Source organism: Mycobacterium sp., from assembly GCF_032162105.1.
Classification (GTDB): Bacteria; Actinomycetota; Actinomycetes; order Mycobacteriales; family Mycobacteriaceae; genus Mycobacterium.
The window spans coordinates 1-10,818 of record NZ_JAVRPS010000093.1 but is presented as its reverse complement, the minus strand read 5'-3'; the positions used below and the strand labels follow the sequence as shown (position 1 = coordinate 10,818).

Here is a 10,818-nt window from a genome sequence, read left to right as displayed (position 1 = left end):
CCGTGCCGCCGGTGCCGCCCGCGCAGGTGACGCCCCCGCCGCCGAAGCCCGCGCCCGAGCCGCCCCCACCGCCCGTCGAGGCATCACCCATCGAGCCACCGCCCACCGAGCCACCGCCGCCGGTGACCGGGCAACCGGACGCGGCCGCCGTGCGCGCCATGTGGACGACGGTCCGGGAGAAGGTGCGCGAGCGCAGGCGCCCCACCGACGTCATGCTCGACGGTGCCATCGTGGTGGCCGTGGAGGGCGACACCCTGGTGCTCAGCCACGTGTCCGGACCGCTGGCCAAGCGGCTCAACGAGCAACGCAACGTCGAGATCATCCGCGACGCCCTCAAGGACGCGCTCGGCGTGAACTGGAACATCCGCTGTGAGGCGGGCTCGCCGACGGCGCCTGCGCCTGCGGAACGCACCCGGCCGGTGCAGGGCGAGCGGAGCGACGGGAGAAGGGTGGCCGCCCCGCCGCCCCCGCCCGAAAAACCCGAGGAAGACGACGAGGAGAGCATGCTCGCCGAGGCCGGGCGCGCCGACACCGCACCCCGTCGCGACCCTGAGGAGGTCGCGCTCGAGCTACTGCAGAGCGAGTTGGGCGCGCGCCCGATCGACGGCGCCCGCTAGGGCGTCCACCACGGACGCAACGGCAGCCCGCCGTCGCCGCCCTTGGCATTGAGCTTGACCGCCAGAACCTGGTGCAGCTGAACCACATTCGACTCGAACCCGAGGCGCGAACCGGCCATGTACAGCCCCCACACCTTGGCCGTCGGCAGGCCGACCTCCTCGACCGCCTCGTCCCAGTGCTCGACGAGGTTGGCGCACCAGTCCCGCAGCGTCAACGCGTAGTGGTGGCGCAGGTTCTCCTCGTGCACCACTTCGAGGCCGACGTCCTGGGCCTCGCTGATGATGCGGCCCGATCCGGTGAGCTCCCCGTCGGGGAACACGTAGCGGTCGATGAAGCCACCCGCGGACGCGCCGGTCCGGTTGTCGGGCCGGGTGATGCAGTGGTTCAGCAGCAGGGCGCCGCTACGCATCTTCGACTTGAGGAAGCGGAAGTACGACGGGTAGTTCTGCACGCCGATGTGTTCGGTCAGCCCGATCGAGGACACCGCGTCGAACCCGGACTCCCGGACGTCGCGGTAGTCGCCGTGGCGAACCTCGGCCAGGTCGGACAGGCCCTGTTCGGCGATGGCGTTCTGCGCCCACGCCGCCTGTTCCTTCGACAGCGTGACGCCGATCGTCTTGACGCCGTGCTTCGCGGCGTAGCGCACCATGCTGCCCCAACCGCAGCCGACGTCGAGTAGCCGATCGCCCGGCTGCAGCCGCAGCTTCTCGAACACCAGCCGGTACTTGTTCTCCTGCGCCTCCTCCAGCGAGGTGTCAGGGGCGGAGTAGCAGGCACAGGTGTAGGTCATCGACGGGCCGAGCACCCATTCGTAGAACGCGTTCGACACGTCGTAGTGGTGGTGGATCGCCTCGGCGTCGCGAGTCTTGCTGTGCCGCAAGCCCTCCGCCATACGGCGCCAGCGGGGCAGTGCCTCCTGAGGTGGCGGGGCGATCGGGACGAGGCGCTCGAGCCCGATCGACCGGACGATGTTGGCCAGCACCCGCGCGGGTGGGCGCTTGAAGTCGAGCTTGTCGGCGAGCGCGCGGAGCAGTTCGTACGGATCACCGGGATGCACACCGTGCGGCTCCAGGTCCCCGGAGACATAGGCGCGGGCCAACCCGAGATCACCCGGAGCGGTGGCCAGGTAGGTGGTGCCGCGTGGGGTGCGCAGGTCAAGGCCGAGTTCGGCGTCATCGGGCCCGGCCGTGCTGCCGTCGTAGGCGGTGAACTTCAGTGGCAATTCGTTTCCGGCGGTGAATATCTCGAGGATCTCGGCAAGCGTCAGCCTGTCCGACTGAGTCGGTTCTCGGCCTGTCGTCGGGTCTTTGTATGTCGTCATGGTCTTCCTCTGCTCATCGCCTCTGTACCGCTTTCGCGTACAGATCAAGCAAACGTGAATCGGGGTCGTAGATCTTCTTCACCGTCTTGTAGGCTTCCCCGCCGTAGAGCTCGTCGAACTCCTCGGCGGAGTAATACGCATCGGAGTACAGCGACTTGTGTCCCTCGAGTTCGCTGACCTTCTTCTCGATCGTCCGGTTGGTTTCCCCCTCCGTTGCGCCCACCGGAACCGATGACCAGAAGCCGATGTTGACGTAAGTGTGGTGCCCGCGGATCGGGTACAGCGGCCAGGTCGACTTGTCGCGAAGCCGCAGTGGACACAACCACAGCGGCTCGATCGGCACGCTGGTCAGAAACCAGTCGACGAACTCCGCCGTCCGCTCGATCGGCACCTCGATGTCCTGCACGACGCGCTCGCGTGGCGGCCGCCCGTTGCGCTTCTCGATCCGGTCGGCGATGTCGAACTTCTGGTCGTACCCGATGAGCTTCCAGTAGACGCTGCTGCGGCGATAACGCCGCGGCCAGAATCGACGGATCGTCGGGTTCTGTGCGCCGAAGGCCCGCGAGCACCAGAACCAGTCGGTGTCCCAGCGCCACAGGTAGTCGTGGATCGTCAGCCGGTCGTGCTTCTCGCCGGCCTGGTGCTGGATGGATCGGTAGTAGATCTTCTGGCCGGTGTAGTCGCTGACCGGGCCCGGTGTCGACGTCTGAACGCCCAGGCACAGGTAGCTCTCGTCGGCACTGAAAACCACGCCATCGAGATAGTCGATTCGGGTGCCGTCGATGCCGCCTGTCTCGATGATGCGTTCCATCGTGGCAACCAGATCCGTCAGCGACGTGAACCGCAGGTGTCGCAGGCTGACGAAGGGCTTGACCGGCTCGAGTTCGATCTTCAGCCGGACCGAATAGCCCAGCGTGCCATAGGAATTCGGGAACGTCCGGAAGAGATCTGCATGCTGGTCGCGCGACGCGGTGACGACTTCGCCCGCGCCGGTGATGATGTCCATCTCCAGCACCGACTCATGCGGCAACCCGTTGCGGAACGATGCCGATTCGATGCCGAGACCGGTGACGGCGCCGCCAAGGGTGATGGTCTTCAGCTGCGGCACCACCAGGGGCGACAGCCCATAGGGCAGCGTGGCGGCGACGAGGTCCTCGTAGGTACACATTCCGGCGACGTCGGCGGTGCGTGCGTCGGGGTCGACGGAGATCACACCCGTCAGGCCCGATGAATCCAGCCCCTTGGCGGACGTCTTGGCTCTGGCCCGGAATAGGTTGGACGTCGGTTTGGCCAGCCGAACGGTGGCGTTCGGCGGGATGGCACGGTAGCTGGCGAGCAGCCTCTCCACGCCGTCGGCGTGGGTAGCCTGTGCGTCAGTGGATACGACAGACACGCATATACGCTAGTCCGCGGTCGCACCCGATGCGACACCAGCAAGCGGGAATCACACTGCTACAGCACCTCATATCAAGGAGTTTTCGCCAATGGGACAGGTCAGCGCGTCCAGCACTGTCTTGATCAACGCCGCGCCCGAAGCTGTCCTCGCGGCGGTCGCCGACTACCAGACGGTCCGCCCGAAGATCCTCTCCTCGCACTACAGCGGCTACCAGGTGCTCGAGGGCGGCCAGGGCGAAGGCACCGTTGCCACCTGGAAGCTGCAGGCGACCGAGTCGCGGGTGCGTGACGTCAAGGCAGAAGTCGACGTCGCAGGGCATTCCGTCATCGAGAAGGACGCCAACTCGACGATGGTGACCACCTGGACCGTCGCGCCGGCGGGCACCGGTTCGAGCGTGACCACCAAGACCACATGGACCGGAGCCGGTGGCGTGAAGGGCTTCTTCGAGAAGACGTTCGCGCCGCTGGGCCTGCGCAAGATCCAGGCTGAGGTGCTGGAGAATCTGAAGAAGCAGGTCGAGGGCGCGTAAGTCCTCGCCTAGTCGGTTCGCGCCGGGCGTGTCGCCAGGAACCCGGCGATGCCGCGCACCACGGCGTCGGCGTACTTCTGCCTGCCCTCGGGGGACTCGATCAGCGCCGCGTCGGCCGGGTTCTTCATGTTGCCCAACTCGACCAGGATCGACGGGTACTGGGCGAGGTTCAGGCCGGTCAGGTCGGAACGCGGATTCAGGCCACCCTGGCCGATGTAGTTGGCAGGCGCGATGCCCGAACCCTGCAACTGGTCGCGCATGGTCTGGGCGAACTGGACCGCGGGCCCGGCCTGCGCATCGTTCAGCGGCGGCGACGAGTAGTTGACGTGGAAGCCGCGACCGGTCGCCGGGCCTCCGTCGGCGTGGATCGACACGATGGCGTCGGGATGCAGCGCGTTGGCCATCGCGGCCCGCTCGTCGACGCAGGGTCCCAGCGCGTCATCGTTGCCGCGGGACATCGCGGTGCGAACGCCCAGCTGCGTCAGCTCTTGGCGGATGCGCAGCACGGTCTCCCAGGTGAACGTGTGTTCGGGATAGCCGTCGTTCGCCGACGTCCCGCTGGCCTGGCAGTCCTTCGTGCCGCCGCGACCGGTGGGTACCTGACGGCTGATGGACGCGTCGTTGGCGCCGTTGTGGCCGGGGTCCAGGAACACGATTCGCCCGGCGATGCTGGCCGGTGCGGCGGTCGCGGCGGGAACCACGGACGCCGAGGTCGCGACGAGGAGGCCGGCGGCCATTGCGGCGCCGACACGCAGGCTGACTGGGACGTGCACGGCGCCACGCTAGCCCGCGGGGCGACTAGGCTTGAGCCACGAATCGCCTTGTCCGCAGATGCGCAATCAAGTCGAGATCAACCTGCTACACACCTGATCTCAGATGCGAAGGGATCCTACCGAATGCAACCCGGTCAACAGCCCGACATGTCGGCACTCCTGGCGCAGGCCCAGCAGGTGCAACAGCAGTTGATGGAGGCGCAGGAGGCACTCGCCAACTCCGAGGTGCACGGCCAGGGCGGTGGCGGGCTGGTCCAGATCACGATGAAGGGCAGCGGCGAGGTCGTCGCCGTCGCCATCGATCCGAAGGTCGTCGACCCCGCCGACGTCGAGACCCTGCAGGACCTCATCGTCGGCGCACTGGCCGACGCGTCCAAGCAGGTCACCATCCTTGCGCAGACCAGGCTGGGTCCGCTGGCCGGCGGGCTGGGTGGCCTGGGCCTGCCGGGGGTCTGACTTGTTCGAGGGACCGGTCCAGGATCTGATCGACGAACTGGGCAAGCTGCCAGGGATCGGTCCGAAGAGTGCGCAGCGCATCGCGTTCCACTTGCTGTCGGTCGAGCCGCCGGACATCGACCGGCTGACCGCCGTGCTCGGCAAGGTCCGCGACGGCGTGAAGTTCTGCTCGGTGTGCGGCAACGTCTCCGACGACGACCGCTGCCGGATCTGCTCGGATTCGCGCCGCGACGCCTCGCTGGTGTGCGTGGTCGAGGAACCCAAGGACGTCCAGGCCGTCGAGCGCACCAGGGAGTTCCGCGGCCGCTACCACGTGTTGGGCGGCGCGCTCGATCCGTTGTCCGGCATCGGGCCCGAGCAGCTGCGAATCCGTGAGCTGCTCACCCGGATCGGTGAACGCGTCGACGGCGTGGACGTCGCCGAGGTCATCATCGCCACCGATCCCAACACCGAGGGCGAGGCCACCGCGACGTACCTGATGCGGATGCTGCGCGACATCCCTGGGCTCAGCGTGACGCGCATCGCGTCGGGTCTGCCGATGGGCGGGGATCTGGAGTTCGCCGACGAACTGACCCTCGGCAGGGCGCTCACCGGCCGCAGGGCCATGGCATAGGTTGGCGGCCATGGCAGACGAAGAGTTCAAGGTCGAGGTCGAGCTCGGAAGTGCCGAGCACGGACTTTCGTTCTGGGAGAAGCTGCGGACGCTGGACTTCGACGACGACGCCCGCGAGCGACTCGGCAGCCGGGTGACCGTGACGCGGGACGGCAACTTCGTTCAGCTGTACACGCACACCTTGGCCGACGCTCAAGAGGCCGAGCGCACGGTGCGCCAGTTGGTATCCGACGAGCACTTGAGTGCCGAGTACACGCTGAGCCGGTGGGATTCCACGGCCCAGGAATGGGTAGACCCCGCGAGCGGTGAGGTCGTCGAAGACGACGCCCCCGAGACGCCGGCTCCCGACCCGAGCTACGTGATCCTCGAGGCCTACAAGCCGGAGTTCCTCCGCGACCTGGGGCTATAGCCGCTCGTTGTGATTCACTCTGCGTCTACGGCCTAGCTCACTCGATCTTCTTCGCCCCCACGGCAGAGTCGACCGCGACGGGCCTTGGGCTCACGCCCGTCGCGGCGCCGCCAGCCGCTCGCGCCGCAGCGCGTCGACCTCACCCAACTCCAGCGGGGCAAGGTCGCCGACGACGCGAGACAGCAGCAGGTCGGCGAGCTCGGGGTTGCGCGCAAGGCACGGGCCGTGCAGGTAGGTGGCGACGACGCTGCCCTGCACAGCGCCGTCGAAGCCGTCGCCGGCACGGTTGCCCGCACCGCTGATCACGCGAGCAAGCGGCTGGGCCGATAAGCCGAGAACCGTTCCGCCGCGGTGGTTTTCGAAGCCGGTGAGGCGTTGGCTCAGCTCGGGCAGCAACGGCTGCGACACCACCTCGCCGATGGTCCGCTTCGGCTGCGGCGACGTCGTCACGTCGAGCATCCCGACGCCTTCGACGCGCTCGCCCGACGACGTCTCATACCAGTGCCCAAGCACCTGGATGGCCGCGCAGATGGCCAGCACCGGGGCACCACGCTCGGCCGCGCGCTGCAGACCGGGGTACTGGATCAGGTGCTTGGTGGCCAACCGCTGCGCGTAGTCCTCCGCGCCGCCAAGGGTGTAGAGGTCCAGCGAATCGGGCACCGGATCGGCCAGCGTGATCTCGACGATCTCGGCGTCGATGCCACGCAGCCGCAGCCGCTGCCGCAGCACCACCGCGTTGCCGCCGTCGCCGTAGGTGCCCATCACGTCGGGCAGCACCAGCCCGATCCGCACGCTTGAATCAGGCATTTCGCTCCAACACCCGGTTGAGTTGCAGGAACGCGGTGTAGTTGGCGACCACCTCGACGTGCCCTGGCGGGCAGGACGCGATGGCCTTCACGGTGTCGTGCACCAGCGTGTGGTCGACGCCGGCGTAGCCGAGCCGCACCGCGAGGTCGGTACCGCGCTCACCGGCGGCGACCACCGACGTCCCCTCGAAGTGCTCGAAGCGGACGTCCCACAGCCAGGACAGGTCCTCGCCGTCGGGTACCTGCCCGTTGACGGCGATCACCACGCCAGCGCCGTGCTTGTCCACCATCGACAGCGCCTCCTGCCAGCCGGCCGGATTCTTGGCGAGCAGCACGCGCGCGGTGTGTGCGCCGAGCCGCACGGTTCGGTAGCGGCCCGCGACCTCGTCGACCGTCGACACCGCGGCCACCGCGGCGGCCGGATCGGCGCCAAGCGCGACGGCGGCCGCGACGGCCTGGGTCGCATTGCCGCGGTTGACGGTGCCCGGGAGTGCCAGCGTCATCGGCAGGGACAGCCCGTCAGGGCCGTAGACGTGCGAGTCGTCGAACCACCACTGCGGGGTGGGCCGCTTGAAGTCCGTTCCGGTGGAGTACCAATGCGACTGCTCCCGCACGATGATCTCGCCGCTGCGCGGGCAGCTCACCGAGTCATTGGCCCAGCCGCCACCGGCCGCCACCCAGACGACGTGGGGGCTGTCGTAGGCCGCGGAGGTCATCAGCACGTCGTCGCAGTTGGCCACCACCACCGTGTCCGGATGACGCGCCAACCCACCGCGCAGCGTGCGCTCGATGTGGTTGATCTCACCCACCCGATCGAGTTGATCGCGCGACAGGTTCAGCAGCACGACGACCGCCGGATCGACCGCATCGGCGACGTGCGGAACGTGCATCTCGTCGACTTCCAACGCGGCGAGCCCCGCATCGCGTGCACCGGCCAGCGCCGCGACCAGCCCGGCGTCCATGTTGGCGCCCTCGGCGTTGGTGGCGACGGGCCCGATGGTGGCCAGCGCCGCCGCGGTCATGCGCGTGGTGGTCGACTTGCCGTTCGTGCCGGTCACGACGACGGAGCGCCTGCCGGCGCCGAGCTGACCGAGGATCGACTTGTCCAGCGTCATCGCCACCAGGCCGCCGATCATCGCGCCTGCACCGCGACCGGTGACCCGCGACGCCCAACGCGCCGCGGAACCGGCGCCGAGCGCGACTCGTCCACGTGCTGTAAGCATTCCCGGCAGTCTAAGAGGCCAAAAGTAGAGGGCGACACGCGGCGTCGCAGGTCCAGCGTTGTCGGAGGACCGTGCCATCCTCGAATCGTGAGCCAAGCCGATCCCGGAAGTCGCGGCCTGAGCGGCTCCTGGGGCCGACCGGCGAGTGAGCCCGGCGCGGGTTGGGCTGTAGTCGACGTCGAGACGACGGGTTTTCATCCTGGGCAGGCCCGCGTCGTCAGCGTTGCGGCATTGGCCCTTGGTGATGACGGCAACGTCGAGGGCACCTTCTCCAGCCTGCTCAATCCCGGCGTCGATCCCGGGCCGACGCACGTACATGGGCTGACCACCGAAATGTTGGAGGGGCAGCCGACGTTCGCCGACATCGTCGAACAGCTCAACGACGTGCTGCGGGGCCGCACGCTGGTGGCGCACAACGTGGGCTTCGACTACTCCTTCCTGACCTCCGAAGCCGAACTCGTCGGCGCCGAACTGCCGGTCGACACCGTGATGTGCACCGTGGAGCTGACCCGTCGCCTGCAACTCGGCATCGAGAACCTTCGGCTCGAGACCCTGGCCGCACACTGGGGCATCACGCAGATGCGCCCACACGATGCGCTCGACGACGCACTCGTCCTCGCGCAGATCCTCAAGCCCGCGCTGGCCGGCGCCCATGAGCGCAAGGCCTGGCTGCCGGTGCGCCCGGTGCGACGGCGCAACTGGCCCAACGGTCAGGTCACCCACGACGAGCTGCGGCCGCTGAAGATGATCGCGGCGCGGCTGCCTTGCCCGTATCAGAACCCCGGTCCGTTCACCGCGGGTCGACCGCTGGTGCAGGGCATGGCCGTGGCGCTGTCGGCCGAGGTCAGGCACACCCACGAAGAGCTCATCGAGCGCATCCTTCATGCCGGCATGGCCTACACCGAGGCCGTCGATCAACAGACGTCCTTGGTGATCTGCGACGAAACCAGCCCAGACCAGGGCCGTGGCTATCAGGCCGGTGAGATGGGGGTACCGCTAGTCGGCGACGCGGACTTCATGGGCCTGCTGGATCACGTGGTCGGCGGCACGGGGCTCGAGGAGTTCACCGACGCCACCCTTTCGGGCGACCAGTTCACCCTCTTCTAAGCGCGCCAGCTCCGCGGCGAGACGCCGTGAGTGGTGCGGAACAGCCGGGAGAAGTAGCCCGGGTCCGCGATGCCGACGCGCCGGGCGACCTCCGAGATCGGCAGGTCGGTAGCGCTCAACAACGCGCGGGCGTCGGCCATGCGGCGCTCGGTGATCCACTCCTGAACGGTGCGCCCGGTGCGGCGGCGGACGACGGTGGTCAGGTGGCCGGGGGTCAGCCCCAGTTCACGCGCGACGTCCCGCAGTGACAGCGGCTCGGCAATGCGGCGATCGATGACGGCGAAGACATCGGCGATCAGCGGTTCGCCACTGCGGCGCAGGTCTCCGACCACGTCGTCGGTCATGCGCGCGAGGTCGATCAGCAGCAGGGTCAGATGCGCGAGCACCGCCTCCCGGTAGCCTTCCCTGCGGGCCAGGAGTTCGGCTTCCATCGACACGATAGCATTGTCCCAGAAGGCCTTTCGATGTGGTGGCACCTGAAGGTGTAGCAGTCCGCCCGTGCGGCCGTGCAGGAACGGGAACAGCAGCGGATGGCTCCGCCACGTCGGCCATGGCGAGCGCGCACCCTCGTTCATGGCGGCGGGATCGAAGAACACGGCGATGCCGTCGGCCCGCTCACCGACCCAGGCCGGGTCGATCGTCTCACCGGCCGCGACCACGTACACCGATCCGCTCTCGGCGAGGTAGGCCAGGATCGGAAAGGCGTGGATGTGGCGGCCCTTCTCGGGCAGGCTGCCGGGGTGTATCCGGACCACCGACACCGGCGGTGTCACCGGGTCCGAGGGGTAGGCGTACACGGGCACCCCGTCGCGCTGAGAAACCACTCGGACGGATTGCGTCATGACCCGAAGATAGTCCTAGTCTTGCCGAAGATCTCCCAACACCGTTCTGGAACAGCGGCCGAGGATGGGAGCATGTCCAAAGATCATCCACGTTCCGTGACCAAGAACTGGGTCAACCGCCACGACTACCTTCCCGCCGCCGGCCACGACTTGTTCCTTCCCGGCTACGACCTGCTCACCCGCCTGCTCGGCATGCACCCGGTGTACGACGAGTTCGTCACCCAGGTCGAACTCTTCGACGGCGCGCAGGTACTCGAAATCGGTTGTGGCACAGGCAATATCACGCAGAGGCTGAGACGGGCTCAGCCGGGCGCGCAGCTGACCGGGATGGATCCCGATCCGCGGGCGCTGGCCAGGGCCGGTCGCAAGGTCGGCCATGTCGCAGGCACCCGCTTCGACCGTGGGTACGCGCAGGAAGTGCCCTACGCCGACGGGTCGTTCGACCGGGTGCTGTCGTCGATGATGCTGCACCACCTCGAGGACGACGTGAAGGCCGCTGCGGTCGCGGAGGCGTTCCGGGTGCTCAGGCCGGGCGGCAGCATGCACGTCGTCGACATCGTCGGTCCCCACGCGGCGTCGGCACACGACGGTTCCGTGATTCCCGCCCAGCTGCGCGGCAGCGGGTTCGAGAGCATAGCCGAACTCGGATCGCGGCGTCTGCGCTTCGTGGGTCCTGTGCGCTTCTACCGCGGCGTCCGGCCCTTGTAGTCACTACGGGCGTAGTG

The 10,818-nt window shown here is 68.1% G+C and carries 12 protein-coding genes and 1 pseudogene; 7 read left to right on the top strand and 6 right to left on the bottom strand.

The genetic code is table 11. The features are described 5' to 3' along the window. A pseudogene (locus QOC69_RS04530) lies at positions 1 to 617 on the top strand (DNA polymerase III subunit gamma/tau); the annotation flags it as partial. Here the strand turns inward: QOC69_RS04530 and QOC69_RS04525 are convergent. Both QOC69_RS04525 and QOC69_RS04520 read right to left on the bottom strand, forming a co-directional pair. Further along, positions 614 to 1,939 (bottom strand): SAM-dependent methyltransferase, encoded by a 1,326-nt coding sequence (locus tag QOC69_RS04525; protein ID WP_526436794.1) that lies wholly within the window; start codon positions 1,937 to 1,939, stop codon positions 614 to 616. The pseudogene QOC69_RS04530 and the gene QOC69_RS04525 sit on opposite strands and share 4 nt — an antisense overlap. Positions 1,940 to 1,952: 13 nt before the next feature. Then, positions 1,953 to 3,332 carry an FAD-binding oxidoreductase gene (locus tag QOC69_RS04520; RefSeq protein ID WP_526436792.1) on the bottom strand — a complete coding sequence of 460 codons (1,380 nt, stop codon included), beginning with the start codon at positions 3,330 to 3,332 and terminating at the stop codon, positions 1,953 to 1,955. Between the two features lie 91 nt (positions 3,333 to 3,423). On the opposite strand from QOC69_RS04520, the gene QOC69_RS04515 reads away from it, so the two are divergent. Next, complete coding sequence (locus tag QOC69_RS04515; RefSeq protein WP_526436790.1) at positions 3,424 to 3,864, top strand: SRPBCC family protein; 441 nt, start codon at positions 3,424 to 3,426, stop codon at positions 3,862 to 3,864. A gap of 8 nt (positions 3,865 to 3,872) precedes the next feature. On the opposite strand, the gene QOC69_RS04510 is transcribed toward QOC69_RS04515, so the two are convergent. After that, on the bottom strand, positions 3,873 to 4,601 hold the full coding sequence (locus QOC69_RS04510) for an Rv3717 family N-acetylmuramoyl-L-alanine amidase (protein WP_526436796.1): 729 nt from the start codon (positions 4,599 to 4,601) through the stop codon (positions 3,873 to 3,875). A 159-nt stretch (positions 4,602 to 4,760) separates the two neighbouring features. Between QOC69_RS04510 and QOC69_RS04505 the strand changes: the two genes are divergently transcribed. The 3 genes from QOC69_RS04505 to QOC69_RS04495 are packed head-to-tail and all read left to right on the top strand — an operon-like array spanning position 4,761 to position 6,115. Then, positions 4,761 to 5,093: a YbaB/EbfC family nucleoid-associated protein gene (locus QOC69_RS04505; RefSeq protein WP_526436788.1), complete on the top strand. Its 333-nt coding sequence runs from the start codon at positions 4,761 to 4,763 to the stop codon at positions 5,091 to 5,093. 1 nt (position 5,094) lies between these two features. Continuing rightward, positions 5,095 to 5,706 (top strand): recombination mediator RecR, encoded by a 612-nt coding sequence (gene recR / locus QOC69_RS04500; RefSeq protein WP_526436786.1) that lies wholly within the window; start codon positions 5,095 to 5,097, stop codon positions 5,704 to 5,706. Between the two features lie 10 nt (positions 5,707 to 5,716). Continuing rightward, positions 5,717 to 6,115, top strand: coding sequence for a hypothetical protein (locus QOC69_RS04495; RefSeq protein WP_526436784.1), 399 nt, complete (start codon positions 5,717 to 5,719; stop codon positions 6,113 to 6,115). Positions 6,116 to 6,205: 90 nt separating this feature from the next. Here QOC69_RS04495 and QOC69_RS04490 read toward each other — a convergent pair whose 3' ends face one another. Both QOC69_RS04490 and QOC69_RS04485 read right to left on the bottom strand, forming a co-directional pair. Beyond that, a complete protein-coding gene (locus QOC69_RS04490) occupies positions 6,206 to 6,922 on the bottom strand; it encodes a type 1 glutamine amidotransferase (protein ID WP_526436782.1) in 717 nt (238 codons plus the stop codon). Continuing rightward, positions 6,915 to 8,144 (bottom strand): MurT ligase domain-containing protein, encoded by a 1,230-nt coding sequence (locus tag QOC69_RS04485; RefSeq protein ID WP_526436780.1) that lies wholly within the window; start codon positions 8,142 to 8,144, stop codon positions 6,915 to 6,917. Before QOC69_RS04485 ends, QOC69_RS04490 begins: the two co-directional genes overlap by 8 nt. An 87-nt stretch (positions 8,145 to 8,231) precedes the next feature. On the opposite strand from QOC69_RS04485, the gene QOC69_RS04480 reads away from it, so the two are divergent. Then, the gene (locus QOC69_RS04480; protein ID WP_526436778.1) at positions 8,232 to 9,251 is read left to right on the top strand and encodes a DEDDh family exonuclease; all 1,020 of its coding nucleotides are present in this window, start codon (positions 8,232 to 8,234) and stop codon (positions 9,249 to 9,251) included. Here QOC69_RS04480 and QOC69_RS04475 read toward each other — a convergent pair. Then, positions 9,248 to 10,093, bottom strand: a complete 846-nt coding sequence (locus QOC69_RS04475) for a helix-turn-helix transcriptional regulator (RefSeq protein WP_526436776.1) — start codon at positions 10,091 to 10,093, stop codon at positions 9,248 to 9,250. The two genes, QOC69_RS04480 and QOC69_RS04475, sit on opposite strands and share 4 nt — an antisense overlap. Positions 10,094 to 10,165: 72 nt before the next feature. On the opposite strand from QOC69_RS04475, the gene QOC69_RS04470 reads away from it, so the two are divergent. Next, on the top strand, positions 10,166 to 10,801 hold the full coding sequence (locus QOC69_RS04470; protein WP_526436774.1) for a class I SAM-dependent methyltransferase: 636 nt from the start codon (positions 10,166 to 10,168) through the stop codon (positions 10,799 to 10,801). Positions 10,802 to 10,818 lie beyond the last annotated feature (17 nt).

Coding starts and splice junctions, on each gene's coding strand:
- QOC69_RS04525 (WP_526436794.1), bottom strand. CDS start 1,939: ATGACGACATACAAAGACCCGACGACAGGCCGAGAACCGACTCAGTCG.
- QOC69_RS04515 (WP_526436790.1), top strand. CDS start 3,424: ATGGGACAGGTCAGCGCGTCCAGCACTGTCTTGATCAACGCCGCGCCC.
- QOC69_RS04510 (WP_526436796.1), bottom strand. CDS start 4,601: ATGGCCGCCGGCCTCCTCGTCGCGACCTCGGCGTCCGTGGTTCCCGCC.
- QOC69_RS04505 (WP_526436788.1), top strand. CDS start 4,761: ATGCAACCCGGTCAACAGCCCGACATGTCGGCACTCCTGGCGCAGGCC.
- QOC69_RS04495 (WP_526436784.1), top strand. CDS start 5,717: ATGGCAGACGAAGAGTTCAAGGTCGAGGTCGAGCTCGGAAGTGCCGAG.
- QOC69_RS04490 (WP_526436782.1), bottom strand. CDS start 6,922: ATGCCTGATTCAAGCGTGCGGATCGGGCTGGTGCTGCCCGACGTGATG.
- QOC69_RS04485 (WP_526436780.1), bottom strand. CDS start 8,144: ATGCTTACAGCACGTGGACGAGTCGCGCTCGGCGCCGGTTCCGCGGCG.
- QOC69_RS04475 (WP_526436776.1), bottom strand. CDS start 10,093: ATGACGCAATCCGTCCGAGTGGTTTCTCAGCGCGACGGGGTGCCCGTG.
- QOC69_RS04470 (WP_526436774.1), top strand. CDS start 10,166: ATGTCCAAAGATCATCCACGTTCCGTGACCAAGAACTGGGTCAACCGC.